Annotated in this window: 28 protein-coding genes; 13 read left to right on the top strand and 15 right to left on the bottom strand. The window is 73.1% G+C overall.

The features are described 5' to 3' along the window. Positions 1–2 precede the first annotated feature (2 nt). On the top strand, positions 3–2,090 hold the full coding sequence (gene ligA, locus QSK34_RS08615; protein WP_285581815.1) for an NAD-dependent DNA ligase LigA: 2,088 nt from the start codon (positions 3–5) through the stop codon (positions 2,088–2,090). Positions 2,091–2,240: 150 nt separating this feature from the next. Here the strand turns inward: ligA and QSK34_RS08620 are convergent, their stop codons facing one another. The 7 genes from QSK34_RS08620 to QSK34_RS08650 all read right to left on the bottom strand — a co-directional run bounded on the left by QSK34_RS08620 (position 2,241) and on the right by QSK34_RS08650 (position 6,986). Beyond that, a complete protein-coding gene (locus tag QSK34_RS08620) occupies positions 2,241–2,585 on the bottom strand; it encodes an RNA polymerase-binding protein RbpA (RefSeq protein WP_030453745.1) in 345 nt (114 codons plus the stop codon). A 146-nt stretch (positions 2,586–2,731) separates the two neighbouring features. Then, positions 2,732–4,090 (bottom strand): MFS transporter, encoded by a 1,359-nt coding sequence (locus tag QSK34_RS08625; RefSeq protein WP_285581818.1) that lies wholly within the window; start codon positions 4,088–4,090, stop codon positions 2,732–2,734. A 12-nt stretch (positions 4,091–4,102) separates the two neighbouring features. After that, a complete protein-coding gene (locus tag QSK34_RS08630) occupies positions 4,103–4,888 on the bottom strand; it encodes a glycerophosphodiester phosphodiesterase family protein (RefSeq protein WP_285581820.1) in 786 nt (261 codons plus the stop codon). Positions 4,889–4,954: 66 nt separating this feature from the next. Next, positions 4,955–5,500, bottom strand: a complete 546-nt coding sequence (locus QSK34_RS08635; protein WP_161477741.1) for a TrmH family RNA methyltransferase — start codon at positions 5,498–5,500, stop codon at positions 4,955–4,957. Then, complete coding sequence (locus tag QSK34_RS08640) at positions 5,497–6,090, bottom strand: class I SAM-dependent methyltransferase (protein ID WP_285581823.1); 594 nt, start codon at positions 6,088–6,090, stop codon at positions 5,497–5,499. Before QSK34_RS08640 ends, QSK34_RS08635 begins: the two co-directional genes overlap by 4 nt. 74 nt (positions 6,091–6,164) lie before the next feature. Next, the gene (locus QSK34_RS08645; protein WP_285581825.1) at positions 6,165–6,503 is read right to left on the bottom strand and encodes a TraR/DksA family transcriptional regulator; all 339 of its coding nucleotides are present in this window, start codon (positions 6,501–6,503) and stop codon (positions 6,165–6,167) included. Positions 6,504–6,623: 120 nt separating this feature from the next. Further along, complete coding sequence (locus tag QSK34_RS08650; protein ID WP_285581827.1) at positions 6,624–6,986, bottom strand: hypothetical protein; 363 nt, start codon at positions 6,984–6,986, stop codon at positions 6,624–6,626. A gap of 92 nt (positions 6,987–7,078) precedes the next feature. Here QSK34_RS08650 and QSK34_RS08655 point away from each other — a divergent pair, with 92 nt between their 5' ends. Both QSK34_RS08655 and secD read left to right on the top strand, forming a co-directional pair. Then, entirely contained in the window at positions 7,079–7,441 is a 363-nt protein-coding gene (locus QSK34_RS08655; protein WP_285581829.1) for a hypothetical protein, read from the top strand. A gap of 41 nt (positions 7,442–7,482) precedes the next feature. Continuing rightward, positions 7,483–9,717, top strand: a complete 2,235-nt coding sequence (secD, locus tag QSK34_RS08660) for a protein translocase subunit SecD (protein ID WP_285581831.1) — start codon at positions 7,483–7,485, stop codon at positions 9,715–9,717. Between the two features lie 19 nt (positions 9,718–9,736). On the opposite strand, the gene QSK34_RS08665 is transcribed toward secD, so the two are convergent. The 3 genes from QSK34_RS08665 to QSK34_RS08675 are packed head-to-tail and all read right to left on the bottom strand — an operon-like array spanning position 9,737 to position 12,584. After that, positions 9,737–10,684 (bottom strand): VWA domain-containing protein, encoded by a 948-nt coding sequence (locus QSK34_RS08665; RefSeq protein WP_161477736.1) that lies wholly within the window; start codon positions 10,682–10,684, stop codon positions 9,737–9,739. Next, on the bottom strand, positions 10,681–11,583 hold the full coding sequence (locus QSK34_RS08670; RefSeq protein WP_285581833.1) for a DUF58 domain-containing protein: 903 nt from the start codon (positions 11,581–11,583) through the stop codon (positions 10,681–10,683). Before QSK34_RS08670 ends, QSK34_RS08665 begins: the two co-directional genes overlap by 4 nt. Continuing rightward, entirely contained in the window at positions 11,580–12,584 is a 1,005-nt protein-coding gene (locus tag QSK34_RS08675; protein WP_235965855.1) for an AAA family ATPase, read from the bottom strand. The genes QSK34_RS08670 and QSK34_RS08675 overlap by 4 nt, the downstream gene beginning before the upstream one ends. A 197-nt stretch (positions 12,585–12,781) precedes the next feature. On the opposite strand from QSK34_RS08675, the gene QSK34_RS08680 reads away from it, so the two are divergent. From QSK34_RS08680 to QSK34_RS08710, 7 genes are read left to right on the top strand one after another with little or no spacing between them, the layout of a single operon-like run. Then, positions 12,782–13,522 (top strand): hypothetical protein, encoded by a 741-nt coding sequence (locus tag QSK34_RS08680; protein WP_285581835.1) that lies wholly within the window; start codon positions 12,782–12,784, stop codon positions 13,520–13,522. A gap of 17 nt (positions 13,523–13,539) precedes the next feature. Beyond that, the gene (locus QSK34_RS08685; protein ID WP_285581837.1) at positions 13,540–14,133 is read left to right on the top strand and encodes a TetR/AcrR family transcriptional regulator; all 594 of its coding nucleotides are present in this window, start codon (positions 13,540–13,542) and stop codon (positions 14,131–14,133) included. Between the two features lie 28 nt (positions 14,134–14,161). Beyond that, the gene (locus QSK34_RS08690; RefSeq protein ID WP_285581839.1) at positions 14,162–15,301 is read left to right on the top strand and encodes an acyl-CoA dehydrogenase family protein; all 1,140 of its coding nucleotides are present in this window, start codon (positions 14,162–14,164) and stop codon (positions 15,299–15,301) included. Next, positions 15,302–15,706, top strand: coding sequence for an acyl-CoA thioesterase (locus QSK34_RS08695; RefSeq protein ID WP_285581841.1), 405 nt, complete (start codon positions 15,302–15,304; stop codon positions 15,704–15,706). After that, positions 15,703–16,785, top strand: a complete 1,083-nt coding sequence (locus tag QSK34_RS08700) for a zinc-binding dehydrogenase (RefSeq protein WP_285581843.1) — start codon at positions 15,703–15,705, stop codon at positions 16,783–16,785. The genes QSK34_RS08695 and QSK34_RS08700 overlap by 4 nt, the downstream gene beginning before the upstream one ends. A gap of 34 nt (positions 16,786–16,819) precedes the next feature. After that, entirely contained in the window at positions 16,820–17,683 is an 864-nt protein-coding gene (locus tag QSK34_RS08705; protein ID WP_285581845.1) for a DUF2268 domain-containing putative Zn-dependent protease, read from the top strand. A gap of 48 nt (positions 17,684–17,731) precedes the next feature. Then, a complete protein-coding gene (locus QSK34_RS08710) occupies positions 17,732–18,448 on the top strand; it encodes a sulfite exporter TauE/SafE family protein (RefSeq protein ID WP_161478605.1) in 717 nt (238 codons plus the stop codon). Here QSK34_RS08710 and QSK34_RS08715 read toward each other — a convergent pair. Together QSK34_RS08715 and QSK34_RS08720 are read right to left on the bottom strand one after the other, a co-directional pair. Next, positions 18,384–19,592 carry an MFS transporter gene (locus tag QSK34_RS08715; RefSeq protein ID WP_285581847.1) on the bottom strand — a complete coding sequence of 403 codons (1,209 nt, stop codon included), beginning with the start codon at positions 19,590–19,592 and terminating at the stop codon, positions 18,384–18,386. The genes QSK34_RS08710 and QSK34_RS08715 overlap by 65 nt on opposite strands. Positions 19,593–19,608: 16 nt before the next feature. Beyond that, positions 19,609–20,367, bottom strand: coding sequence for a DeoR/GlpR family DNA-binding transcription regulator (locus QSK34_RS08720; protein ID WP_285581849.1), 759 nt, complete (start codon positions 20,365–20,367; stop codon positions 19,609–19,611). Positions 20,368–20,423: 56 nt separating this feature from the next. On the opposite strand from QSK34_RS08720, the gene QSK34_RS08725 reads away from it, so the two are divergent. Together QSK34_RS08725 and QSK34_RS08730 are read left to right on the top strand one after the other, a co-directional pair. Beyond that, positions 20,424–21,392: a helix-turn-helix transcriptional regulator gene (locus QSK34_RS08725; RefSeq protein WP_285581851.1), complete on the top strand. Its 969-nt coding sequence runs from the start codon at positions 20,424–20,426 to the stop codon at positions 21,390–21,392. Between the two features lie 163 nt (positions 21,393–21,555). Further along, entirely contained in the window at positions 21,556–22,323 is a 768-nt protein-coding gene (locus QSK34_RS08730) for an alpha/beta fold hydrolase (protein WP_285581853.1), read from the top strand. 1 nt (position 22,324) lies between these two features. Here the strand turns inward: QSK34_RS08730 and QSK34_RS08735 are convergent, their stop codons facing one another. Further along, positions 22,325–23,296 carry an aldo/keto reductase gene (locus QSK34_RS08735; protein WP_285581855.1) on the bottom strand — a complete coding sequence of 324 codons (972 nt, stop codon included), beginning with the start codon at positions 23,294–23,296 and terminating at the stop codon, positions 22,325–22,327. 116 nt (positions 23,297–23,412) lie between these two features. On the opposite strand from QSK34_RS08735, the gene QSK34_RS08740 reads away from it, so the two are divergent. Beyond that, entirely contained in the window at positions 23,413–23,886 is a 474-nt protein-coding gene (locus tag QSK34_RS08740) for a pyridoxamine 5'-phosphate oxidase family protein (protein WP_030453777.1), read from the top strand. A gap of 354 nt (positions 23,887–24,240) precedes the next feature. On the opposite strand, the gene QSK34_RS08745 is transcribed toward QSK34_RS08740, so the two are convergent. Further along, positions 24,241–25,014 (bottom strand): SDR family NAD(P)-dependent oxidoreductase, encoded by a 774-nt coding sequence (locus QSK34_RS08745; RefSeq protein WP_285581858.1) that lies wholly within the window; start codon positions 25,012–25,014, stop codon positions 24,241–24,243. Next, on the bottom strand, positions 24,983–25,516 hold the full coding sequence (locus QSK34_RS08750) for a MarR family winged helix-turn-helix transcriptional regulator (RefSeq protein ID WP_161477721.1): 534 nt from the start codon (positions 25,514–25,516) through the stop codon (positions 24,983–24,985). The genes QSK34_RS08745 and QSK34_RS08750 overlap by 32 nt, the downstream gene beginning before the upstream one ends. Positions 25,517–25,564 lie beyond the last annotated feature (48 nt).

The raw sequence follows: 25,564 nt of genomic DNA on the forward strand, positions 1-25,564 counted from the left end.
GCATGAGTGAGACACCCCCCATGACGGCGATCGCCGACGAGAGCGCCTACGCCGAGGCCGTGCAGCTGGCCGTCGACGCGTCGGCCGCCTACTACGGCGACGGCACCTCCGCCCTTGACGACGACGCCTACGACCGGCTGGTGCGCGGGATCGAGGCCTACGAGGCCGGACATCCCGACCAGGTGCTCCCGACGTCGCCGACCGGGAAGGTGGCGGGCGGCGCGGTCGTGGGCGACGTGCCCCACACGGTGCCGATGCTCAGCCTTGACAACGTGTTCGGCCCCGACCAGCTGGCCGCGTGGGCGGCGTCGCTGGAGCGGCGGCTCGACCGCCCCGTGACGGCGTGGAGCGTGGAGGCCAAGCTCGACGGGCTGGCGGTCTCGGCCCGCTACCGGCGGGGCCGCCTGGTGCAGCTGGTCACGCGGGGTGACGGCCAGGCGGGGGAGGACGTCTCCCACTCCATCGGCACGATCGCAGGGCTGCCCGAGCGGCTGGCCGAGCCGGTCACCGTGGAGCTGCGCGGCGAGGTGATGATGACCACGGCGCAGTTCGCCGACGCGTGCGCCAAACGGCAGGCCCACGACGGCACCACCTTCGCCAACCCGCGCAGCGCGGCGGCGGGCACGTTGCGGACCAAGGACCGCCCTTATGTGTGCGAGCTGACGTTCTTCGGTTACGGCGCCCTGCCGCTGCCGCCCGGCGACGGCTCGCCGCTGGCCGTCCGGCTGCGGGAGCTGCCGCACAGCCAGATCATGGAGTGGGTGGCCGGTCAGGGCGTGCAGACCACGGCGGTGACGCCGGTCGCCGGGGTGCTCGTCTCCGACCTGGCGGCGGTGCAGGCGCGGGTGGAGGAGATCGCCGCCGCCCGCGCCGACCTGGAGTTCGGCATCGACGGCATCGTGGTCAAGTGCGACCTGGCCGCCGACCAGGCGGCGGCGGGCTTCAGCTCGCGCGCCCCCCGGTGGGCGGTGGCCTACAAGCTGCCCGCCACCGAGAAGATCACCAAGCTGCTGGCGGTGGAGTGGAACACCGGCCGCACCGGCATCATCGCGCCACGCGCCGTGCTGGAGCCGGTCGAGCTCGACGGCTCGGTCGTCACCTACGCCACCCTCCACAACGCCGCCGACATCGCCCGGCGCGGCCTGATGATCGGCGACTCGGTCACCGTCTACAAGGCCGGCGACGTGATCCCGCGGGTCGAGGCCCCGGTCGTCCACCTGCGCACCGGCGACGAGACGCCGATCGACATCCCGCAGGTCTGCCCGTCGTGCGGCGACGCCATCGACGCCGGCCAGGAACGCTGGCGGTGCGTGCGCGGCCGCGCCTGCCGCGCCATCGCCTCGATCGAATACGCCGTGGGCCGCGACCAGCTCGACATCGAGGGCCTGGCCGTCAACCGCATCAAGCAGATGCTCGACGCCGGCCTCATCACCGACTTCGCCGACCTGTTCTTCCTCACCCGCGACCAGTTGCTCGCCCTGGACCGCATGGGCGAGACCAGCACCGACAACCTCCTGGCCGCCCTCGAACGCGCCAAGGCCCAGCCGCTCAGCCGCGTGTTCTGCGCGCTCGGCGTGCGTGGCACCGGCCGCAGCATGTCCCGCCGCATCGCCGCCCACTTCGGCACCATGGACGCCATCCGCGCCGCCGACGCCGCCGCGATCCAGCAGGTCGAGGGCATCGGCCCGGAGAAGGCCCCCGTGGTCGTCGCCGAACTGGCCGAACTCGACCCCCTGATCGACAAGCTGATCAAGGCGGGCGTGAACATGACCCAGCCCGGCGCGGTCCGCGCCCCGGCCCGCGATTCCGACGGCGCCGAAGCGGCGGGCGAGCCGCTCGACCTGCCGCTGGCGGGCATGTCGGTGGTGGTGACCGGCACGATGACCGGCCCCCTGGCGGCGCTGTCCCGCAACGAGGTCAACGAGCTGGTGGAACGGGCGGGCGGCAAGGCGTCGTCGGGCGTGTCGGCCAAGACGTCGCTGGTGGTCGCGGGCGACAAGGCGGGCTCCAAGCGCACCAAGGCCGAGACCCTGGGCGTCCGGGTGGCGACACCGGAGGAGTTCGCCGAACTGGTCGCGGCCTTCCTGTGACCGTCGTGCGGGTGGTCGGCCTGGCCACGGCGCGATAGCCCGTGTAGAACGCGAGACCCTAGCCGCCGGACGTGGTCCGGGCCCCGGACGCGACAGGGCGCCCCCCGGGTGATCCGGAGGGCGCCCTCGCGTCGGTGGTGGGATGGGTCCCTATGCGCTCTTGCGCCGCTGGGCCCGCAGGATGGCCAGCCGCTCGTTCAGCACCTCTTCGAGGTCTTCGATCGAGCGTCGCTCCAGCAGCATGTCCCAATGGGTGCGCGGGGGCTTGGCCTTCTTCTGCTGGGGCTGCTCGGCGTCGACCCGGAGGGCGGGGGAGCCGCAGTGACGGCACTCCCAGCTCGCGGGGATCTCGGCCTCGGCGGCCAGTGGAACGGTGGTGTGGTGACCCCTGGGGCAGGTGTAGGACACCTCCTGGCGGGGTGCCAGATCGGTGTTGCGGTCGTTCTCGTAGCTGGTCGCGCCGAGCCGGGTACCGCGAAGTGCACGCTCGCCCATGTTCTAAGCCTCCTGAGATCCCCCTATACGACACAGCTATAGAGGGGTTGGTCTCCACCGGGTACAACGCCTGATACCGTGTGTGGATTCCCACCCAAGACGTGATCCAATCGCGCTTTTTCCGGCGCTCGTGAACCGATTCGCCGTCAAATCCGTTCTGGCACGTCGTTGCCCGCGGCCCTGATCGCCTTCGGCAGGTTGACCGACGCGAGCAGCACCCCGCCGATGACGAAGAAGATCACCAGCGAGACGATGCCGTACCGGTAACTGTCGGTGAGCTGGAGGGCCAGGCCCAGGGTGAAGGATCCGATGAGCGTCGCACCCTTGTCACTGATCTCGTAGAGGCTGTAATACTCCGCTTCCCGCCCCTTCGGGATCACGTGGGAGAACAACGACCGCGACAGGGCTTGTGTTCCCCCCATCACGATCGCGATGGCGAATCCGAGGGCGAAGAAGAGCAGCGGCCGCTCCGGCGGCACGAAGTAGGCGGCGGCCACGACCCCGCACCAGCCGGCCAGCGACCAGAGCACGGTCTTGCGGGTGCCGATCCGGACCGCGATCCGGCCCAGCAGGATCGCGCCGAAGAACGCCACGAACTGCACCATGAGGATCGCGCCGATGCGCTCGGTCTCGCCCAGGCGCAGCTCCTGGTCGGCGTAGGTGGCCGAGAAGCTGATGACCGTCTGCACGCCGTCGTTGTAGGCGATGTACGCCAGCAGGAACACCAGCGTCAGCGGATAGCGGGTGACCAGGTCGCGGATGGTGCGCCCGAGCTGGCGGACGCTGAGCGCCACGGCCCTGACGGCCCCCTCGTCGGCGGCGGCCTCCCCGCGCCGGTTGCGCAGCCGCAGCAGCGGGATGATCGTGAAGCCGCCCCACCACAGGCCGGCCGAGGCCAGCGCCAGGCGCACCGCCGTGCCGGTCGAGATGCCGATCGCCTCGGCGTTCAGGAACAGCCCGAGGTTGACCACCAGCAGCAGGCCGCCGCCCAGGTAGCCGAACCCCCAGCCGCGGGCCGACACGCTGTCGCGTTCCTCGGGCGTGGAGATCTGCGGCAGGAAGGAGTTGTAGACCACGAAGGCCGCCGCGAAGCTGGTCTGGCCGACGATGAACAACACCCCGCCCAGCAGGTACGCCCCGTCGGCGACGAACCACATGAGCAGGGTGGCCGCCGACCCCAGGTAGGCGAAGAACCCCATGATCTCTTTCTTGCGCCCGGTGTGGTCGGCCAGGGCGCCGGCGATCAGCATCACGACGATCTGGCAGACCGCCGCGACGCCGACCACGAAGGAGTAGTAGGCCGAGGGCCGGACGTCGAACCCGATCACGTCGACGAACGGCGCCCCGTTGGCGGCCTGCTCGGCGATCTCGGTCAGGTAGGGCCCGAGGAACACGGTCATGACCGTGGTGGGGAAGGCCGAGTTGGCCCAGTCGTACCAGTACCAGCCTTTTTGCTCGCGGGTTCTGGCCTGCGGGCTCTCGTCGATGACCTGGGGGGAAGCCATTCCTACTCGCTCTCAGGCAGTGGGCCACTGGCCGCGTTCGGTGAGCACCTCGCGCAGCCCGGTGATGTTGTCGGTCATGATGCCGTCGACCCCGAGGTCGAGCAGGCGTTCCATGGTCGGCCGGTCGTCGACGGTCCACACGTGGACCTGCACGCCGATCGAGTGGGCGGTGCGGACGAACGCCGGGGTGACCACGCGCAGCCCCCGCCACCCGACGGGCACCTGCGCGCAGGGGACGCCCGAGTGGGCCAGCCGCGCCAGCAGCCGCCCGGAGCCGGCGCGCGCCGAGGCGGTGCGCAGCGCGGCGACGGCCCGGGGGCCCATCGCCGAGCACACCTCGGGCCCGCAGGCCCGCCGGGCCTGCGCCAGCCGCATGTCGGAGAAGGAGGTCAGGCACACCCGGTGGGAGGCGCCGGTATGCCGCAGCACCCGCGCCAGCGGCACGATCGCCGGCGACTCCTTCACGTCGATGTTGACCCGCACCTCAGGCCAGGTGCCGAGCACGTCCTCCAGCAGCGGGATCTCGTCGACCCCGCCGATGCGGGCCTTGGCGACCTCGCGGTAGGGCAGCCGGGAGATGCGCCCGCGCCGGTCGGTGACCCGGTCGAGGGTGTGGTCGTGGAAGGCGACGAGCACGCCGTCGGCGGTGGCGTGGACGTCGGTCTCGAGGTAGTCGTAGCCCATCGCGACGGCCTTCTCGAAGGCGGCCATCGTGTTCTCGCGCCCCTCGGCGGCCCCGCCCCGGTGGGCGAAGGCCAGCGGCCCGGGATGGTCGAGGAAGGCGAACCGTCGCTGCACGAGCGTGAGTATGCCCGGTGTGCGAGCCCTGTTCCACTCACCTGCCCGCGTGGCGGGTTGTCCCGGTTAGAGGGCCGACCACTCCTGACGGCGGGCCTCGGCCAGGGCGATGGCCGCCGCGACGGAGACGTTGAAGGAGCCGACGCGGCCCACCTGCGGGATGTAGGCGACCGCGTCGGCCGACTCCAGGACGGCGGGGGAGCAGCCGTGGTCCTCGCTGCCGACGACCAGGCACACGTCGCCGGTCAGCTTGGCCTCGTGGAGGGGGAGGGCGTCGCCGGTGAGCTCGATCGCCACGACGGTGAACCCGTCGTCCTTGGCCGCGCGCACGGCCTGGGCGGCCGGGACCGGCTCGTGCCACTCGACCAGCCGGTCGGTGCCCAGGGCGGTCTTCTGCGCCTTGGGGTTGGTGGGCGGGGTGGCGTTGCCGGCCAGCCAGATGACGTCGACGCCGAAGGCGGCGGCCGTACGGAAGATGGAGCCGATGTTGAACGGCCCGGTGACCGATTCGACGATCATCCCGAGGCGGCCGGCCGTGTTGCGCCGCCAGGTGCGGTTGAGCCGCTTGACGTCGGTCGGGCGGAGCTGGCGGCGCGGGTTCGGGGTGCTCATCTGTTGGGCGTCACTTTCAGGATGCGGTAGGCGGCGCGGGAGGCGTGGCGGGTGGCGGTCCAGCCCTGCTCGGTGAGCCACTTCTGCAGGGAGTCGGAGCCGAGGTGTTTCTGCACGACCAGGTAGGCGGCCCCCTCGGGGAGGAGCCGGTCGAGCCAGCGGGTGAGCATGGCGTGGAGGGCGGGCTTGCCGATGCGGATGGCCGGGTTGGACCAGATCGCGGCGAACCGCACGTCGCCCGGCATCTCGTCGGCGTGCACGCACCTTACTTTGTCAAGGCGGGCGGCCGCGGCATTGCGCGCCGTGAGGTCGAGTGACCGCCGGTTGACGTCCACGGCCCAGACGGTCGCCTGCGGCGACCGGGTCGCCATGGTGAGCGCGATCGGCCCGTAGCCGCAGCCCAGGTCCAGCAGATCGCCCGAGGTCGGCGGGGGCGGCACCGACTCCAGCAGGATCTTGGTGCCGGTGTCGACGCGGTCGGGGGAGAACACGCCCCGGTCGGTCTCCAGCCGCAGGTGCAGGTCGGGCAGCACCAGCGTGACCGTGGCGGGCCGGCTCTCGGCCTGCGGCCGCTCGTCGAAGTAGTGCACGGGCCGGAACGTTACCCCAGCTTCCGCGGACACGGGTGCCGGCCCGAGGGCAGTCCGCCCCCGGGCCGGCCGGGTCAGGCGGCCTCGTGCCGCCGCTGGCAGTCGATGCAGGTGCGGGCCAGCGGCCGGATCTTGAGCCGTTCGAAGGGGATGACGCCCGCGCAGTCCGCGCAGCGGCCGTAGGTGCCCTCCGCCAGCCGTTCCAGGGCGTGGGACAACTCGGCGACGGCGCGTTCGGCGACGACGATCGCGACGCTCAGCTCCTGCCAGGTGTCGTCGGCGCCGCTGCTGTCGCGCTGCTGCCTGCGCAGCCCGTCGAGGTGGCGGCCGCGCTGCTCCAGTTGTTCCCGCAGTTCCTCGCGCAGCGACTGGATCTGGACGCTGCTGATCGGGGTGGGATGACGAGTGGTCATGATCGTGTGTTCCTTTGCGCGCGCAGGGAGGCGTCGGCACCGGCCCGTAGGGGGCGTCTCGGGTGCCGCGCCGAAGAAGAGCCCTGGCTCCTATGGCCACGGGGCTCGGTGAAGGTCCGGTTATGCGCCGGGCGGGCTGCGCGGTCCCGCGGTGCGGTGGGCCGGGCGCTGCGGATCACGGAACTCGTCGGTGTCCGGGGCCGAAGGCGTCACGAGAGGCTGGTAGGCGGGCGCGTCGTGGAACCCGCCGCGTAGCGGCCACGACGACGGCGCGTGGTGCTCGCGGGCGGCGCCGGTCTGCGGCGGCAGGCTCGACACGTCGGCGCCCGCGTCGCTCTGGCTCCACACCCGGCCGGAGCCGTCGTTCACCGTGCTCCAGGCGCCGGTCGTCAGCAGTGACGACGCGATCAGGCACAGCAGGACCAGGACCGTCGCGGCGACGCCGGCGACGGGCCTTCGTGGTGTTCTCCACGGTCCTGCCATGATGCCGACCATAGCCGAGCGCATCGGGGGAGCGCGCCGGTCGCGGTAGCGGGGTACGGTGGCGCAAACCCCCCGAGCCGGCAGGAGGAGACGTGCGCGGAAGACTGCCCGTCGCGCTGCTCCTGCTGCTGTCGGCCTTCCTGCTGGGGCCGGCCCCGGCGACCGGGGCCCCTGGTCTCCCGGTGGCGATCCCGAACGTGGCGCCCGGCGGCTCCGCGCCGCTCGCCCAGTGGGGCGATCCGGCTCCGGACGCCGATCGTGACACCGCCCCGCCCCGGCTGCGGCCCGGGTGGGCTGTGGCCGCGCCCCTGCTGCTGCCGGCGGTGCTGCCGTCCACCGGGTGGCCGGTTCCGGTCCTGCGGGCGGTCGCGGCCGTCGCCGCGTCCTTCTCCGCCGTGCCGCGACCGGCGGCCGGCCGGGCTCCGGCCCGGGCCCCTCCTTCCACGACGCGCTGAGGTCCCTTTTCCCCTTCTGCGATCGCCGTGGAGGCTTTCTCATGTTCCGTGCGCCCTTTTGGCGCGCGGTGGCGGCGTGTGTCGTCGTCGTCACCGCTCTGCTGCTCACGCTCACCCTTTCGCCACGTCTCGGGCTGGACCTGCGTGGCGGCACCCAGCTCGTGTTCGAGACCCGGGACGGCCCGGCGGCCAAGGCCGACGCCGAGGCCGCCGACCGCGCGCTGGACGTGCTGCGCCGCCGCGCCGACGCGCTCGGCGTGGTCGACCCCACCCTGCTCCGCTCCGGGGAGCGGCGCATCATCGTCGAGCTGCCCGGTGTGCTCGACCCCCGCCAGGCCGCCGAGGTCATCGGCCGGACGGCGCAGCTCACCTTCCACCCCGTGCTCGGACCGGCCGGGGATTCCGGGCGGGTCCTGGCCGACGAGTCGGGTCAGCCGCTGAGCGTCGGCCCGGCCGCGATCACCGGCGGCGACGTGCGGGACGCCGCCGCGCGCACCGATCCGGCGCAGGGCCCCGGCTGGTTCGTCGGCCTCGACTTCCACGACGCCGGCGCCTGGCGGCGGCTGACGGCCGAGGCGGCGTGCCACGACCCCGGCGACCCCCGGCGGCGGGTGGCCATCGTGCTGGACGAGGAGGTCATCTCCTCGCCCCAGGTCGATCCGAGCGTGGGGTGCCGGGCCGGCATCCCGGGCGGCTCGACGCAGATCACCGGTTCCTTCTCCCCCGAGGAGGCGCGTGACCTGGCCATGCTGATCAAGGGCGGCGCCCTGCCCGTCCCGCTGGCGCTGGTCGAGCAGCGGACCGTCGGGCCCACGCTCGGCGCGGAGGCGATCGAGGCGAGCGCCAAGGCGGGGGTCGCCGGGGTGCTGCTCACGGCGGTGTTCATCGTCGTCGTCTACCGGCTGTCGGGGTTGATGGCGGCGGTCGCGCTGGCGACGTACGGGTTGATCTCCTACGCGGCGCTGGTGGCGCTGGGGGCGACGCTCACCCTGCCGGGCCTGGCCGGGTTCGTCCTGGCGGTCGGCATGGCGGTGGACGCCAACGTGCTGGTCTTCGAGCGGGCCCGGGAGGAGTACGGACGGGCGCCGGGCCGGGGCCTGCGGCCGGCGCTGGATCGCGGTTTCGCCCGGGCGTGGAGCGCGATCGCCGACTCCAACGTCACCACGCTGCTGGCGGCCGGTCTGCTGTTCTGGCTGGCGTCCGGGCCGGTGCGCGGCTTCGGCGTGACCCTGGCCATCGGCGTCTTCGCCGCGCTCGTCTCGGCCATGCTCGTCACCCGTGTGCTGACGCACTCCCTGGCCGGCGTGATCGGCGGGCGGTGGTCGGGTCTGGCCTCGCCCGGCCGGGTCAGGACGTGGATCGTGCGGCGCGATCCCCGGCTCATGGCCGCCGGACGGCGGTGGCTGGCCGGAGCGGCGCTGCTGGCCGGGGTGGCCGTGGCGGGGCTGGTCGTGAACGGGCTGAACGTCGGGGTGGAGTTCACCGGCGGCCGGATGGTCGAGTTCACCGCCGCCCGGCCGGTGAGCGGGGAGGTGGCCCGCCAGGCGGTGGCCGAGGCGGGGCACGCGTCGGCCACCGTGCAGACCTCGGGCGCCGAGGTGTCGGTACGGGCCGGTCAGATCGGCCCGGACGACGTCGCGGCGATCGAAGGGGCCCTGGAGGCGCGGGTGGGTGAGGTGACCAAGCAGCGCGACGAGATGGTCGGCCCCAGCCTGGGCGAGGAGTTGCGCCGCAACGCGCTGATCGCGCTCGGCGTCGCGCTGGCGGCGCAGCTGGTCTACCTGTCGGTGCGGTTCCGCTGGACCTTCGCGGCGGCGTCGGTGCTGGCGCTGGTCGTGGACGCGCTGGCGGTGGCCGGCCTGTTCGCCTGGCTGGGGCGGCCGGTCGACGGGGTGTTCCTGGCGGCCATGCTGACCGTCATCGGCTACTCCATCAACGACAAGGTGGTGGTCTTCGACCGGGTCCGCGAGTTGTGGCAGGCGAGCCCCGCGGCCCGGCTGCCCGACGTGGTGAACGCGGCGATCCTGCAGACGGTGCCGCGAACGGTCAACACCGGGCTGGGGGCGCTGTTCATCCTGGTGGCCCTGGCGGTGTTCGGCGGCGACTCCCTGCGGGACTTCGCCGTCGCGCTCGTCACGGGGATCGTGGTCGGGACCGCGTCCTCGTCGCTGGTGGCCGGTCCTCTCGCGATCGAGTTCGAACGCGTCAGCGAGCAGCCGCCGCCCGAGCCGCCCGCGCCCCGCCGGCGCCGGACGGGAACCGGAGCGGTGGTGTGAGCCGGGCTCGGCGCCCGCGTCAGGGGATGCGGGTGCCGAGCACCAGCGCCGATCCCGCCACCAGCAGCCCGGCGATCACGGCACCGATGATGAACCGCTGGGTGATCTCCTGGTGGACGACCCGGTAGCCGAGGCTGGTGCCGATCTGGGCGTAGACCTCGCGCAGTTCGTCGCCCGACTCGGCGGTGTAGGCGCGGCCGTTGGTGCCGTCGGCGAGCGTCTGGAGGGTCTGCTTGTTGACCGGCACCTGGACGCTGCGGCCGTCGATGGCGACGGTGCCCTCGGGGGTGCCGTAGGCGATGGTGGAGACCGGGACCTTGCCGCCGGCGGCGGCCTCGACGGCCTCGTTGACCGACCGGCCGCTGGTGTTGTCGCCGTCGGACAGCAGCACGATGGCGGCGGGCGGCGGGTCGGTGACGGCCTGCTGGTCGAAGGACCTGATGGCGTCGAGGGAGTTGAAGACGGCCTCGCCGATGGCGGTGCCGGGCCGGGTGGTCAGGTTGCGGATGGTGTTGATGACGGCGGCGTGGTCGGTGGTGGGCGGGATGGCCACGGCGGCCGAGCGGGCGAAGGAGACGACGCCGACGTTGAAGCGTTCGGGCAGGTCCTGGACGAAGCGTTCGGCGGCCTGGCGGGCGGCGACCATGCGGGTCGGGGCGACGTCGGCGGCCTCCATCGAGAGCGAGATGTCGACGGCGATCATGATGGTGGCGCGGTCGCGCGGCACCCGCACCTCGTCGGCGGGCCGGGCGGCGCCGAGCACGAGCAGGCTCATCATGGCCAGGAACAGTCCGGCCGTCAGGTGGCGGCGCCAGCCGGGCTTCTCGGGCGCGACCAGGGCCAGCAGGGCCAGGTTGGTGAAGCGGACCGCGTAGCGGCGCCGGACGTACTGCATGATCACGTAGACCACGGCGAGGGCGGCCAGCGCGGCGAACAACCAGAGCCACGCGGGGGACAGGAAGATCATGCGCGGGCCCTCCGGGCCATCAGATGGGCGGTTCGGCGCTGCCGGAGCACGAACTGGGCGATGTCGGTCATCCAGTCGCGGTCGGTGCGCAGGACGAGGTGTTCGGCGCCGGCGCGGCGCAGCGCGGCCCGGTTGTTCTCGCGCTGCTCGGCGGCGGCCTCGGCGTAGCGTTCGCGGACACGCCGGGTGAGGTGGATGTCGCGGTGGCGGCCGGTCTCCGGGTCGAGCAGGGTGATCTGGCCGACGTCGGGCAGTTCGAGTTCGCGCGGGTCGATGACCTCGATGGCGAGCACCTGCTGGCGGGTGGCCAGGCGGCGGATGGGCCGTTCCCAGTCGGCGGGGTCGTCGAGGAAGTCGGAGACGACCACGCGCATGCCGCGGCGGCGGTGGGCGGCGGCGAGCATCTCGATCGCGCCGCCCAGGCTGCTGCTGCCCGTGGACCTCGGGGCGTCGGTGAGCGACTGGAGCAGGCCGAAGAGGTTGGCGCGGCCGGGCCGGGCGGGGTAGCGGTGGACCTCCTCGCCGTGCAGCACGTAGGCGCCGAAGCGGTCGCCGACGCGGCTGGACAGGAAGCCGAGCGCGCCGACGGCGTGGATGACCAGGGTGCGCTTGTCCATGTCGGCGGTGCCGAAGTCCATGCTGGCGGTCAGGTCGACCAGCGCCCAGGTCTCCAGTTCGCGGTCGGAGATGAGGTCGCGGACGTGCGGCACGGTGGTGCGGGCGGTGACGTTCCAGTCCATCCGCCGGGTGTCGTCCTCGCCGGGGACGTAGACGCGGGTGTCGCCGAACTCGCTGCCGGGGCCGGGCAGCAGGCCCAGGTGGCCGCCCTGGAGGAGACCGTCGAGCTTGCGCACGACGGTCAGCTCCAGTTTGCGCAGCGCGGAGTCGGCGCCCTTCATCGCTGGCCCTGGTTCCAGACGACCAGCGGCGGCGGCACGGAGTGGAGGATCTGGCGGACGACGTCTTCGGGCTCGATGCCGTCGGCCAGCGCGTCGAAGGTGAGCATGAGCCGGTGGGACATGACGTCGACGGCGACGTCGCGGATGTCGTCGGGCAGCAGGTAGTCGCGGCCGCGCAGCAGCGCCAGGGCGCGGCCGGCGGCGACCAGGCCGAGGGTGGCGCGGGGGCTGACCCCGATCTCGATGGTCTCCTCCAGTTCGCGCAGCCCGTAGTCGGCGGGCGCGCGGGTGGCCATCACCAGGCGGACGACGTAGTCGGCGACCAGTTGGTGGACCGACACCGCCTCGGCCGACTTCTGCAGCGCGAGCAGGCGCGGCGCGTCGAGGACCGGGTCGGGCGTCGGCGGGGTGACGCTCATGCGGTGGAGGATCTCCAGCTCCTCGTTGGCGGTGGGGTGGCCGACGCGGACCTTGAACAGGAACCGGTCGCGCTGCACCTCGGGCAGCGGGTAGACGCCCTCGGACTCGATCGGGTTCTGGGTGGCCAGCACGACGAAGGGGCGCGGCAGCGGGTGGGTGACGCCGGCCAGGGAGACCTGGCGTTCGGCCATGACCTCCAGCAGCGCCGACTGCACCTTCGCCGGGGCGCGGTTGATCTCGTCGGCGAGCAGGAAGTTGACGAACACGGGCCCGAGCTCGACGTCGAAGCGTTCGGTGCCGGGGTGGTAGACGCGGGTGCCGACGATGTCGCTGGGAACCAGGTCGGGCGTGAACTGGATGCGCGCGAACGTGCCGCCGACCACGGTGGCCAGGGTGGATGCGGCCAGCGTCTTGGCCACGCCGGGCACGCCTTCCAGCAGGCAGTGGCCGCGTGCGAGCAGGGCGACCAGGAGCCGTTCGACCATGTGATCCTGCCCGACGATGACCCGCCGCACCTCGGCCAGGGCGTCGCGCAGCGCGCCCATGTCGGCGTCGGTCGAGGCGCCGCCACCTGCGGGCATGTTCGCCGGCACGACGGACGTGCCCGGCCCTTCATCAGCAACCATCATGCGTGTTATTCAATCGTGACTTGGCGGGAAAGACCATGGTCTCACCCTGCCCGTTGCGATCGCCGGGGACACCCGGTGCGTCGGGCGGGTTCCGGCACGAGCCACGACCGGTCTTCGGCCGTCCGTGTCTCGTTGTGTTTTGATGGGGTGTGGCCACTCCTCTCCAGTATGGCGACCCGCCGCGACTGGGTCCGTTCGTCCTGCAGGCGCGTCTGCAGTCGGCTCCGGCGGGTCTGGTCTACCTGGGGCAGGCGCCCGACGGGCGGGCGGTGTCGGTGGTGGTGCTGACGCGCGGCGCGGCGCTCGACGCGGCGGCCCGCGACCGGTTCGTGACCGGCATCAGGGAGGCCGAGTCGGCCCGGTCGGGGGTGCGGGGCCTGCTGTCGCGGGTGCGGCGGGCGAGCCCGGCCACGCCGTACGTGGTGGCGTGGGACGGCGGTGAGGCGCCGTGGGCGGCGACGCCGTTCGTGCCGGGCGGGCCGGGGGCCGAGAAGTTCCTCGAACCGGTCATGGTGTCGGGGATGCTGATCGGCGACCGGCACGGCCCCGATTTCGTGCCCTACTGGCTGGGCGACCGCAATCCGGCGCTGCCCGCGCCGCCTCCTCCGGCCCCGCCGCCGACGGCGACGCCGCGTCAGGTGGCGATGGCCTCGGCCGTGCTGGCCGTGCTGGTGCTGCTGCTCCTGGTGATGGTGTGGTTGTTCCTGTTCCGGGGCGACGACGAGGCGATCCCGGCGCAGCCGCTGCCGCCGACGGTGTTCGTGCCGACGCCGCCGCCGGTGCCCGAGCAGTCGGAACCGACGCAGCCCTCGCCCTCGCCGGGCCCGAGCGAGGGGGGCAGCCCGACGCCGCTTCCCGGTGGCTCCGACGACCCCGGCGACGCCATCTAAGCGTACGCTTACTCCTTATGGAGTTGTGGGACACGGTCGAGCCCCCGGCCGCGCGCCGCCTGGTGGCGGGCGCGGTGGACCTGTTCGCCGAGCGCGGCTTCGGCGGCGCCTCGACGCGCGACATCGCCGCGGCGGCCGGGCTGAGCCCGGGGGCGATGTACGTCCACTTCCCCTCCAAGGCCGAGCTGCTGGCCCGGATCGTGCTGATCGTGCACGAGGCGGCCTATCTGGCCGTGTCCTCGGCCGCCGCCCAGGCCGATGCGCCGGCCGCCCGCCTCCGCGCCCTGGTCTACACGCTGGCCCGGTTCCACGCCGCCCACCAGCGCGGATGCCGGGTCGTGCAGAACGAGCTCGGCGCGCTGGCCCCCGCCGACTGGGCCCGGATCCGGGGGGAGCGCCGCCGCGTCGAGGCATTGTTCCGCGACGAGGTCGCCGCCGGGGTCGCCGCGGGCGTCTTCGAGGCGGCCGACGTCGCCGGCACCGCCCGCGCGATCGTGTCGATGTGCGTGGACGTGGCCCGCTGGTACCGCCCCGGCGGCCCCGACGGCCCCGAGGACGTCGGCGCGCTGTACGCCCACCTGGCCCTGCGGATGGTCCGGGCGCTACCCTGACTAAGCGATCGCTTAGCGGGAGGGTGTCATGCGGCGGACGGTGTACACGGCGGACCACGAGGCGTTCCGGGAGTCGGTCAGGGAGTTCGTCGCCCGCGAGGTCGAACCCCACGCCGCCCGGTTCGCCGAGGAGCGGCTCATCGGCCCGCCGGTGTGGCGCGCGGCCGGCCGCCTGGGCCTGCTCGGGCTGGAGATCCCCGAGGAGTACGGCGGCGGCGCGGCCGGCGACTACCGCTTCAACGCGGTGCTGCACGAGGAGCTGGCCGCCCACGGGATGGCGCTGGCCTCCGGGTTCGGCATCCACTTCGACATCGTCGCCCCCTACCTGGTCGACCTGACCACCGAGGAGCAGAAGAGGCGCTGGCTGCCCGGCTTCTGCTCCGGCGAGCTGGTCACCGCCATCGGCATGACCGAGCCCGGCGGCGGCTCCGACCTGGCGGCCCTGACCACCACCGCCGTACGCGACGGCGACGACTGGGTGCTCAACGGGTCCAAGACGTTCATCACCAACGGCGTCCAGGCCGGGCTGGTGGTCGTCGCGGCCCGCACCGGCCCCGGGAAGAAGGGCATCACGCTGTTCGGCGTCGAGGCCGGCATGCCCGGCTTCGAGCGGGGCCGCAAGCTCGACAAGATGGGCCAGCCCGAGGCCGACACCGCCGAGTTGTTCTTCCGCGACGTCCGCGTCCCGGCCGCCAACGTCATCGGGCCGGTCGACGGCGGGTTCGTCGCGATGATGGAACGCCTGCCGCAGGAACGGCTCGGCGCGGCCGTCGCCAACCTCGCGCACGCCTGGTCGGCGCTGGCCGAGACGCTCGCCTACGTGCGGGAACGCCGGGCGTTCGGGCAGCCGGTCGGGTCGTTCCAGTACAACAAGTTCACCCTCGCCGGCCTGGTCACCGAACTGGAGGTGACCCGCGCCTACGTCGACCAGTGCGTCGCCGCCCACGCCGCCCGCGAGCTGAGCGCCGTCGAGGCGGCCAAGGCCAAGTTGTGGTCCTCGGAGGTGCAGTGGCGGGTCCTGGACGCGTGCGTGCAGCTGTTCGGCGGGTACGGCTACATGCGGGAACACCGGGTCGCGCGGGCGTGGGCCGACGCGCGGGTGACCCGCATCTGGGCCGGGTCGAACGAGATCATGCGCGAGATCATCGGCCGGGACCTGGGGTTGTAGATGGCCTACGCGCACTGGGACGAGATGCCGACCCGCTGGCGGGACAACGACGTCTACGGCCACCTGAACAACGTCGTCCACTACGAGCTGATGGACTCGGTGATCAACCGCTGGCTGATCTCCGAGGCGGGCCTCGACCCGATGACCGGCCCCTCCATCGGGCTCTGCGTCGAGTCGCGCTGCACCTACACCGCCGAGGCCGCCTACCCGGCGGTCATCCGCGTCGGGCTGCGCGTCGGCAGGCTCGGCACCTCCTCGGTCCGCTACGAGCTGGGCCTGTTCGAGGGCGATCGGGCGCTGGCCGAAGGGGAGTTCACCCACGTGTTCGTCGACCGCCGCACCCGCCGGCCCGCGCCGATCGAGGGCCGGATGCGGGCGGCGATGGAGAGGCTGGTGGTCGCGTGAAGGTCCGTTCGGCCGTGCTGGCGCAGACGGGCCGGCCCCTGGACGTCCGGGAGCTGACCCTCGACCCGCCGGGCGAGGGGGAGCTGCTGGTCCGGATCGAGGCGGCGGGGTTGTGCCACTCCGACCTGTCGGTGATCGACGGGTCGCGGCCCAGGCCGCTGCCGATGGCGCTCGGGCACGAGGCGGCCGGGGTCGTCGCCGCGTCGCGGTCGCCGGAGTTCGCGGCCGGCGACCACGTGGTGCTCACCTTCGTCCCGGCCTGCGGCGCCTGCCCGCCGTGCGTGTCCGGGCGGCCCGCGCTGTGCGTGCCGGGCGCGGCGGCCAACCGGGCCGGTTCCCTCCTGGGCGGCGGCCGGCGGCTCGGCGAGGTGTTCCACCACCTGGGGGTGTCGGCCTTCTCCGAGTACGCCGTGGTGTCGGCCCGCTCGGCGGTGAAGGTGCCCGCCGGTCTGCCGTTCGAGGTGGCGGCGCTGTTCGGCTGCGCTGTGCTGACCGGCGCGGGGGCCGCGCTGCACGCCGCCGGGATCGGGCCGCGTGACAGCGTGGCGGTGTTCGGGCTCGGCGGGGTCGGCCTGTCGGCGCTGCTGGCGGCGAAGGCGGCCGGGGCGGGCACCCTGATCGCCGTCGACGTGGTGGAGGGCAAACGCGACCTGGCCCTGGCGCTGGGGGCCACGCACGCCGTCCCGGGAGGGGAGCACGCCGTCGAGCACGTCCGGGACCTGACCGGCGGGGGAGCGGTGAAGGTCGTCGACACCACCGGCGTCGCGCCGGTCCTGGCGCAGGCCTACGCGGCCACCGCCCCCGGCGGCGTCACCGTCACCGTGGGCCTGCCCGCCCCCGGCGCCGGGCTCACCATCCCCGCCCTGTCGCTGGTCGCCGAGGAGAAGACGCTGCGCGGCAGCTACCTGGGGTCGTGCGTGCCGCGCCGCGACGTGCCCCGCTTCATCGGCATGTACACCTCCGGCGTGCTCCCGGTCGACCGCCTGCTGTCGGGCCGGCTGAGGCTCGACCAGGTGAACGAGGGCTTCGACCGGCTGAGGAGCGGCCAGGCCGTCCGCCAGGTCGTTTTAATGCGTTGAGCCTCACGTAACGGGAGTCTCTAGGGTCGGCCGCATGAGACTCAACGTGATCGACACCCTCACGCGGATGCGCGAGATCTTCGCCACCCCGCTGCCCGGCCGGGCCGAGGGCCTGCGGGAGCTGCTGCGGCCGATGGCCGCCGCGATGCCGTGGCTGACCACCGGGGACCTGGCCGACTTCCACCACCGGGGGTCGGGGTTCCGCACCGACCGCGACGACGACCGCTACCTGCCGGCGCTCGACCGGCTCGACGGCGTGCCCGCCCGGATCGAGGCCGCCCTGCGCCGCGCCTGGGACCACCAGGCCGCCGCGGTGCCCGGCATCAGGGTCGCCGACACCGTGAACGTGCTGCTGGTGCTCGGCGACCCCGACGACGCCTACCTGACCGAGACCAGCCACGGCTACTTCGGCATGGGCGGCATCCCCGGCTGGATCCACCTCACCGTGTGGCCGACCGAGGAGAGCGTGGCCGGGATCGTGGACTGCGCGGTGCACGAGTTCCACCACAACGTGCGCTACGCCAACGTGACCTGGGACCCGCCGACCGTGCAGCTCGGCGAGCAGATCGTCTCCGAGGGCCTGGCCGACGCGTTCGTGGCCGAACTGGGCGGGACCCCCGGCTACTGGGCCGGCCCGCTGGCCGAGGGGGAGTTCGAGGGGGCGTACACGACGATCGTGAAGAACCTGTCGCTGACCGGGATGCACAACTTCTCCGCCTACGTCCACGGCGACGCGGCCGCGGCGCGGTTCGGCGGCACCCCCGTCGGGCTGCCCGCCATGGCCGGATATCCGGTCGGCCGCCGCATCGTGGAGGCGCACCTGGCGGCGACGGGGCTGACCGCCGCGCAGTCGACCGCCCTGCCCAGCGCGGAGATCATCGCCAACGCGGGGCTATAGTTCTCGCCCGTGACCTGGGGACATATCGCACTGCTGCTGGTGGCCGCGATGGCGGCCGGTTGGGTCGACGCCGTGGTGGGCGGCGGCGGGCTGCTGCAGCTGCCCGCGCTGCTGCTGGCCGGGCTCACCCCGGTCGAGGCCCTGGCCACCAACAAGAGCGCCTCGGTGCTCGGCACGGCCAGCGCCGCCTACACCTACGCCCGCCGGACCGGCGTCGACCGGATCGCCGTCCCGGCCGGGGTGGCGGCGGTGCTGAGCTCGGCCGGCGGGGCGCTGCTGGCGGGGCTGCTGGACGCGGCGGTGCTCAAGCCGCTGATCATCGTGGTGCTGGTCGGGGTGGCGGCGTTCGTGGCCTGGCGGCCCTCCTTCGGCGAGGTCGCCGACCCCGCGCTGCGGACCCGGGGCCGGCTCGCGGCGGCGCTGCTGGCGGCGGGCGGGGTGATCGCCTTCTACGACGGGCTGATCGGGCCGGGCACCGGCACCTTCCTGATCATCGCGTTCACCTCGCTCGTCGGGATGGACTTCGTCCGCGCCTCCGGCACCGCGAAGATCATCAACATGGGCACCAACGTGGGCGCCATCGCGGTGTTCGCCGCCCAGGGGCACGTGGTGTGGGCGCTGGGGCTGGCGATGGGCGTGGCCAACATCGCCGGCGCCCAGCTCGGCGCGCGGATGGCGCTCAAGCGGGGCGCCGGCTTCGTCAGGGCCGTTCTGCTGACTGTGGTGTCGGCGCTGGTGCTGCGGCTGGGCTGGGATCTGCTGTAGCGACGGGCCGGAGCGCTCCCGCGGCCAGCGCCACGAACAGGGCCATCACCGCGGGCACCCCAAGGGCGAACGGCAGGCCGGTGAACTCGGCCAGGCCGCCGATGAGGACCGGGCCGGCGAGCAGGCCGGCGTACCCGAGGCTGGCGACGCGGGCCAGCGCCCGGCCGCTGGTGGCCGGGTCGCGGTGCCCGGCGGCGGAGAACACCTGCGGGATGATGCACGACAGCCCCGCCCCGAACAGGCCGAACCCGGCGATGCCCGCCACCGGGTGGCCGATCAGCAGCGCGGCCAGCAGGCCGGTCCCGGCCAGCGCGCCGCAGCAGCGCACCAGCACGACCGGGCCGAGCCAGGCCGCGAGCCGGTCGCCGGCGAACCGGCCGATCGTCATCATGATCGAGAAGGCGGCATACCCGGCCGCGCCGACGCTCTCGTCCGACAGCAGGTCCTCCACCAGGTAGACCGAGCTCCAGTCGGCCATCGACCCCTCGCCGACCAGGCAGCAGAAGGCCAGCACGCCCAGGAACAGCACCCATCCGGCCATCGCGTTGCCGGTCTTGCCGGGCGCCTGCTGCGCCGGGGCGCGCGACAGGTCCAGCTCGTCGGGCAGCGCCATGCGCGCGCAGACGACCGAGACGACCAGGATGAGGGCGCCGACCGTCGCGAACGTCGCGGCCACACCGGCCCCCGCGTGCGCGAACAACCCGCCGGTGGAGGCCCCGAGGAACCCTCCGACGGAGAAGACGGCGTGGAAGGAGGACATGATCGGGCGGCGGTAGTGGCGTTCGACGATGACCGCGTTGGCGTTCATCGACACGTCCAGCACGCCGTGCACGACGCCGAAGGCCAGCAGCGCCGCGGCCAGCCCGATCAGGCCCGGCGCGAAGGCGGGCAGCACCAGCACGGGGCCCTGCAGCAGCGCGACGGGGATCATGACGCGGCGGGAGCCGTAGCGGTCGACCAGGCGGCCGACGGCCTGCATGCCGGCGATGGCGCCGGCCGCGATGCCCAGCAGGGCCAGGCTCAGTTCGCCCTCGCTGAGGTGAAGGTCGGATTTGATGGCGGGGATGCGGGAGGTCCAGGTGCCCAGGGCGACCCCGGAGATCAGGAACAGCCCGTAGACGGCCACGCGGGCGCGCAACAACATGTGGGGGTTTGCCCTCTCAGGCGGTGATGACGGTGACGCCCGCTCCGGTGAGGGCGTCGTGTTCGCCCGGCGGGACGCCGGTGTCGGTGACGACGACGTCGAGCCCGGTGAAGGAGCAGACGGCGCCGAAGGCGGTGCGGGTGAACTTGCCGGAGTCGCAGGCCACGATGACGCGCCGGGCCGAGGCGATGGCGGCCTGCTTGACCGCGACGTCCTCCAGGTCGTGGGCGGTGACGCCGTGCTTGGCCGACAATCCGCAGCACCCGATGACGGCGGTGTCGAACCGCAGCGCCCGCAGCGACGCCTCGGCGAGCGGGCCGACGAAGTTGAGCTCGACCGGCCGCACCTCCCCGCCGGGCATGACGAGTTTCACCCGCGGCGCGGTGGCCAGTTCGTTGGCGCACCGCAGGGCCAGCGGCAGCACGGTCAGCCGGCGGTCGTGCACCGCCCGCGCCACCTCCAGCAGGGTCGAGCCGCCGTCCAGGACGACGGCCTCCCCGTCGGCCAGCAACGCGGCCACGGCCTGGGCGATGCGCTTCTTGGCGTCGACCGCCTCCAGTTCGCGGGCCCCGTAGGGCGGTTCCTCGCCGCGCAGCAGCAGGCTGAGCGCCCCGCCCCTGACCCGGCGCACGACGCCCTGCTGGGCGAGTTCGTCGAGGTCGCGGCGGATGGTCATCTCGGACACGCCGTAGTGGACGGCCAGGTCGGCCACGGTGACGCTGTCGGCCGACCGCAGCGTGCCCATGATCGCGTTGAGCCTTTCGGCACTTTCCATGTGTTCATTTGAACACGAGATATGTTCGATCGGCAATATGGGACAGACTGGACGCCATGCGTGCCGGCCGGTTGCTCTCCCTGCTGCTGCTCCTGCAGACCCGGGGGCGGATGACGGCGGCGGAGTTGTCCGCCGAGCTTGAGGTGTCGATCCGCACCGTCTACCGCGACATCGACGCGCTGTCCTCGGCCGGGGTGCCCGTCTACGCCGACCGCGGCCCCGCCGGCGGCTACCAGCTCCTCGACGGCTACCGCACCCGCCTGAACGGCCTGACCGAGGCCGAGGCGTCGTCGTTGTTCCTGGCCGGGCTCCCCGGCCCGGCCGCCGAACTCGGGCTGGCCGAGGTCGCGGCCGCCGCCGAGCTCAAGCTGCTGGCCGCGCTGCCGCCCGGCCCCCGCTCGCAGGCGGCCCGGATGCGCGAGCGGTTCCTGCTGGACGTGCCCGGCTGGCACCGGGGGGCCGACGCCGCGCCGTTCCTGGCCGAGGTCGCCTCGGCGGTGTGGGAGCAGCGTCCGCTGCGGCTGGCCTACCGGCGGTGGGGGCCGGCCGACGTGTCCCGGGACGTGCTGCCCTACGGACTGGTGCTCAAGGGCGGGTCCTGGTACCTGGCGGCCGAGTGCGAGGGCTCGATGCGGACCTACCGGGTGGCCCGCATCCTATCGGTGACCGAGCTGCCGGGTCGCTTCGAACGGGCCGACTTCGACCTGCCGGCGTTCTGGGAGAAGTTCTCCGCCGAGTTCGCCACCCGCCTGTACACCGGGACGGCCCGCATCCGGCTCGCGCCCGGGGGAGAGGGGCTGCTGGCATACACGATCGGGGAGGAGCGGGCCGCCCCCGCGCTGGCCCTGGCCGAACCCGACCCCGAACGGCCGGGGTGGACGGTGCTGGAGATCCCCGTCGAGGGGCTCAACGGGGCCCGCTGGACGCTGCTGCGCATGGGGGCGCTGATCGAGGTGCTCGGGCCGCCGGACCTGCGCGCGATGATGGCCGAGGCCGCGCTCGGCATGGCGGAGATGTACCGCTAGACTTACTTTGTAAAGCTGCTGGGTTGTTGCGATCAAACCTTTGCCCGCAAAAAGCCTCGCACCGATGGTAAATGGTTTGCTCCGGGCCCGACCGGGTGGCGACGATGGGCCGGGCGCTCTGCCACGGGGGCCGGAGCGCCCTCTTCAGAAAGGCCGACCTCTGGTGGGTGTCTGGTTCGAGGAGGCCGGTTCCGGCGCTCCTGTCGTGCTGCTGCATTCGAGTGCCGCCGACGCGCGCATGTGGGACCCGCTATGGGTGGAGCTGGCCGCGCGCTTCCGCGTGGTGCGGCTGGACTTCCGCGGCTTCGGCCGCAGCCCGTGGGCGGCCCAGGAGCCCTACACCGACGCCGGTGACGTGGCCGACGTGCTCGACGGGCTGGGCGTGCGCGAGGCCGCCGTGGTCGGCGCCTCGCACGGCGGCCGGGTGGCGCTGGAGGTGGCCACCGCGCGCCCCGATCTGGTGGGGCGGCTGGTGCTGCTGGCCGCCGGGATGGGCCTGCCGCCGACGCCGGAGCTGCGCGCGTTCGGCCAGGCCGAGGACGCGTTCATCGAGGCGGACGACGTCGAGGGGGCCGTGCGGCTGAACGTCGACACGTGGCTGGGCCCCGAGGCGGGGGAGGCCGAGCGGATCTGGGTGGCGGAGATGCAGCGCACCGCCTTCGAGCTGCAGCTGGCCGCCGATCCCGAGCCCACGGCCGGGCATCTGCCGATCGACCTGGCGGCGATCACCGCGCCGGCGGTCGTGGTGTCCGGTGTCCATGACCTGCCCTACTTCCAGGACACCGCCCGCACGATCGCGGCCGGGCTGGCCTCGGCGGAGCTGGTGGAGCTCGCCTGGGCGGGTCACCTGCCGTCGATCGAGCGGCCCGGCGAGGTGACGCGCCTGCTGCTCGACCGGCTGGGCGACCTCAGTGGTCGACTCAGTGGTTGACTCAGTGGTTGAGCGTTGACATGCCGGCCGCGTTGTAGCGGTCGCCGGCGACCTGGTCGGCCAGGTCGCCCAGGATGGCCAGCTCGTCCCCCGACAGGGTGAGGCCGGTGGCGGCGAGGTTCTCCTCGACGCGGGCGGCGCGGCGGGTGCCGGGGATGGGCACGACGTCGTCGCCCTGGGCCAGCACCCATGCCAGGGCGACCTGGGCGGCGGTGGCGTCGTGGGCGCGGGCGACGGCGGCGACCTCGCCGACCAGGGCCATGTTGGCCTTGAGGTTGGCGTCCTCCCAGCGCGGGTTGGTGCGGCGGAAGTCGTCTTCGCGCAGGTCGCCGAGGTCGACGGCGCCGGTGAGCAGGCCACGGCCCAGAGGGCTGTAGGGGACCAGGCCGATGCCCAGTTCGCGCAGCGTCGGCAGCAGGTCGGCCTCGATGTCGCGGGTGAACAGCGAGTATTCGTACTGCCCGGCGGTGACCGGGTGGACGGCGTGGGCCCGCCGCACGGTCTCGGGCGCGGCCTCGGAGATGCCCAGGAAGCGGACCTTCCCGGCGTCGACGAGTTCCTTCATGGCGCCCCAGGTGTCCTCGACGGGCACGCGGGGGTCGACGCGGTGCTGGTAGTAGAGGTCGATGTGGTCGACGCCGAGGCGGGCCAGGGAGGCGTCGGCGCAGGCGCGCACGTAGTCGGGGTGGCCGTTGACGCCCAGGCGGGTGCCGTCGTCGGCGCGCTGGATGCCGAACTTGGTGGCGATGACGACCTGGTCGCGGCGGTCCCGCACGGCGCGGCCGACGAGCTTCTCGTTGGTGAAGGGGCCGTAGGCGTCGGCGGTGTCGAGGAGGGTGACGCCGAGGTCGAGGGCGCGGTGGATGGTGGCGAGGGATTCGGCGTCGTCGCCGGGGCCGTAGAAGTCGCTCATGCCCATGCAGCCGAGCCCGAGCGCGGAAGTGGTGAGTTGTCCGAGTGCGCGCGTCTCCATGTCTGCTCCTTACTTTGTAAAGCCGGTGGGTTATTGGCGTCCACCCACCCCCAATCCACAACCTATCGACGACGGGTGAGCCGATTTTGTCGGTGGCGGGGTGCACTATGGCGGGCATGGCCACGTGGCAGGAGATCGAGAACGACGCCCCGGAGTTCGCAGCACGCTTTCTGCGGCTGTTCGACGCGGGCAAGCACAAGACCATGGCGACACTGCGCCGCGACGGCTCGCCGCGGATCAGCGGCACCGAGACGCAGTTCACGCAGGGGGAATTGTGGCTGGGGTCGATGACCAAGGCGGTGAAGGCGGCCGATCTGCTGCGTGACGGCCGCATGGCGCTCCACGGCCCGACGGCCGATCCGGGGGAGGAGGGGTCGGGCACCTGGCCGGGTGAGGCGAAGCTGTCGGGGCGCGCGGTGGAGGTGACCGATCCGCTGGTGGTGAAGTCGGTGGTGGGCGGGGAGCCGGGGGAGTCGCACCTGTTCCGGGTGGAGATCGAGGGTGCGGTGATCACGCGGGTCGAAGACGCGATGCTGGTGATCGAGAGCTGGGCGCCGGGCCGTGGGGTGAGTGTGGTCCGCCGCCGCTAGTGCCCCATCGGCCGCCCGTGTTCTTCCCCTCCTGCGGGCGGCCGATGGGTACGGGTCTTTCTTCTTCCGTTACGGCTCCGCCTGGCCGGCGCCGAGGGCCGTGTCCGGTCCGCGCCGCCGGCGGCGCGGACCGGCCGTGTTCCGGTTCGGCGGGTCACGGGGATGGGGTGGCCTGACGGGGGGCCGGGACGATGCGCCGAGGGTGGGCGGGTTCCGTTCGCCCGGCGGCCTGGGTTCGATCGCCGGTGGGCCGGGTTTCTTTGCGGGGGTGTGCGGGTTCCGTGAAGGCGGGCCTGGCCGCTTTCGAGAAGCGGGCCTGACCGGCCGGGCCGGTGGGCGCGGGGTGGTCGTGGGTCAGGTGATGGAGAAGCCGCCGTCGACGCAGATGTTCTGGCCGGTGACGAAGGCGGCGGCGTCGGAGGCGAGGAAGACGGCGATGCCGGCGTAGTCGTCGGGGAGGCCGTTGCGGCCGATGGCGTGGCGGGCGGCGAGGGCCTCGACGCGGCCGGGGATGGCCTGGGCGGCTTCGGTGAGGGGGGTGAGGACGAAGCCGGGGAGGATGGTGTTGGCGGTGACGCCGTGGGGGCTCCAGGCTTCGGCCTGGGAGCGGGACAGGCCGCCGATGGCGGCTTTGGCGACGCCGTAGGCGCCGCTGTTGCCGAAGGCGCGGTGGGTCTGCTGGGAGCCGATGTTGATGATGCGGCCCCAGCCGCGGCAGGCCATGCGGGGGGCGTGGTGCTGGCCGAGGCGGTAGGGGGCGGTGAGGTTGACGGCGATGGTCTGTTCGTAGTCGCCGGGGGTGAGTTCGCCCATGGGGCGGCGGATGTTGTTGGCGGCGCTGGTGACGAGGATGTCGGTGTCGGGGACGGCCTCGCACAGGCGGGTGAGGTCGTCGGGGTCGCCCATGTCGGCTTGGACGGCGGTGGCGGTGACGCCGTGGGCGTGCAGGCGGGTGAGGGCCTGGTCGAGGTGGGTCTGGCGGCGGGCGGCGATGGTGATGTGGGCGCCGGCGCCGCCGAGGGCGCGGGCGATGGCGTAGCCGATGCCGCTGCTTCCGCCGGTGATGAGGGCGGTGCGGCCGTGGAGGCCGAACAGGTCAGTGAGGTAGGGGGCGGCCGCATTGTTCATGACCGCTCATTCTATCGTCGGATGATCCGAGTTCTTCGGTCATGACGTCGCTGATCCGTTGCATGACGCGGCGCATGTCGCGGAGGGTGGCGGTGTCGAGGCGGGTGAGGAGCTGGCGCCAGTTGGCGGTGCCGGCGTCGAGCATCTCGTCGGTGAGGGTGCGGCCTTCAGTGGTGAGGGTGAGGCGGCGGACGCGGCGGTCGGCGGGGTCTTCGCGGCGGGAGACCAGGCCGTGGGCGACGAGGCGGTCGACGATGCCGGTGAGGGTGCCCAGGCCGATGCCGAGTTCGCGGGCGAGTTCCTGGCCGGAGGCCGATTCCTGGAACGACAGCGCGACGATGACCTTGAGCTGCTGCATGGTGAGGGTGGTGGCGAGCAGGGGCAGGGAGCGGTCGCGGGCGAAGAAGCGCCCGAGGAGGCGCTGGGTGTCGGCGATCCAGTCGATGAGCTGGGCGCGTTCATCGGCGGGTGGTGCGCCGTCGGTGGTGTCGTGGTTTCTCACGTTTGCCTTCGGTGGGCGGTCGCAAACCTGAGAAGGTTATCAGGAACG

Origin of the sequence: Herbidospora sp. NBRC 101105, assembly GCF_030269205.1 — a bacterium.
Classification (GTDB): Bacteria; Actinomycetota; Actinomycetes; order Streptosporangiales; family Streptosporangiaceae; genus Herbidospora; species Herbidospora solisilvae.

Excerpts from the sequence above, each read along its gene's own strand:
- ligA (WP_285581815.1), top strand. The coding sequence starts at position 3 with ATGAGTGAGACACCCCCCATGACGGCGATCGCCGACGAGAGCGCCTAC.
- QSK34_RS08620 (WP_030453745.1), bottom strand. The coding sequence starts at position 2,585 with ATGGGCGAGCGTGCACTTCGCGGTACCCGGCTCGGCGCGACCAGCTAC.
- QSK34_RS08625 (WP_285581818.1), bottom strand. The coding sequence starts at position 4,090 with ATGGCTTCCCCCCAGGTCATCGACGAGAGCCCGCAGGCCAGAACCCGC.
- QSK34_RS08635 (WP_161477741.1), bottom strand. The coding sequence starts at position 5,500 with ATGAGCACCCCGAACCCGCGCCGCCAGCTCCGCCCGACCGACGTCAAG.
- QSK34_RS08645 (WP_285581825.1), bottom strand. The coding sequence starts at position 6,503 with ATGACCACTCGTCATCCCACCCCGATCAGCAGCGTCCAGATCCAGTCG.
- QSK34_RS08650 (WP_285581827.1), bottom strand. The coding sequence starts at position 6,986 with ATGGCAGGACCGTGGAGAACACCACGAAGGCCCGTCGCCGGCGTCGCC.
- secD (WP_285581831.1), top strand. The coding sequence starts at position 7,483 with ATGTTCCGTGCGCCCTTTTGGCGCGCGGTGGCGGCGTGTGTCGTCGTC.
- QSK34_RS08665 (WP_161477736.1), bottom strand. The coding sequence starts at position 10,684 with ATGATCTTCCTGTCCCCCGCGTGGCTCTGGTTGTTCGCCGCGCTGGCC.
- QSK34_RS08670 (WP_285581833.1), bottom strand. The coding sequence starts at position 11,583 with ATGAAGGGCGCCGACTCCGCGCTGCGCAAACTGGAGCTGACCGTCGTG.
- QSK34_RS08675 (WP_235965855.1), bottom strand. The coding sequence starts at position 12,584 with ATGCCCGCAGGTGGCGGCGCCTCGACCGACGCCGACATGGGCGCGCTG.
- QSK34_RS08685 (WP_285581837.1), top strand. The coding sequence starts at position 13,540 with ATGGAGTTGTGGGACACGGTCGAGCCCCCGGCCGCGCGCCGCCTGGTG.
- QSK34_RS08690 (WP_285581839.1), top strand. The coding sequence starts at position 14,162 with ATGCGGCGGACGGTGTACACGGCGGACCACGAGGCGTTCCGGGAGTCG.
- QSK34_RS08695 (WP_285581841.1), top strand. The coding sequence starts at position 15,302 with ATGGCCTACGCGCACTGGGACGAGATGCCGACCCGCTGGCGGGACAAC.
- QSK34_RS08705 (WP_285581845.1), top strand. The coding sequence starts at position 16,820 with ATGAGACTCAACGTGATCGACACCCTCACGCGGATGCGCGAGATCTTC.
- QSK34_RS08710 (WP_161478605.1), top strand. The coding sequence starts at position 17,732 with ATGGCGGCCGGTTGGGTCGACGCCGTGGTGGGCGGCGGCGGGCTGCTG.
- QSK34_RS08715 (WP_285581847.1), bottom strand. The coding sequence starts at position 19,592 with ATGTTGTTGCGCGCCCGCGTGGCCGTCTACGGGCTGTTCCTGATCTCC.
- QSK34_RS08720 (WP_285581849.1), bottom strand. The coding sequence starts at position 20,367 with ATGGAAAGTGCCGAAAGGCTCAACGCGATCATGGGCACGCTGCGGTCG.
- QSK34_RS08725 (WP_285581851.1), top strand. The coding sequence starts at position 20,424 with ATGCGTGCCGGCCGGTTGCTCTCCCTGCTGCTGCTCCTGCAGACCCGG.
- QSK34_RS08735 (WP_285581855.1), bottom strand. The coding sequence starts at position 23,296 with ATGGAGACGCGCGCACTCGGACAACTCACCACTTCCGCGCTCGGGCTC.
- QSK34_RS08740 (WP_030453777.1), top strand. The coding sequence starts at position 23,413 with ATGGCCACGTGGCAGGAGATCGAGAACGACGCCCCGGAGTTCGCAGCA.
- QSK34_RS08745 (WP_285581858.1), bottom strand. The coding sequence starts at position 25,014 with ATGAACAATGCGGCCGCCCCCTACCTCACTGACCTGTTCGGCCTCCAC.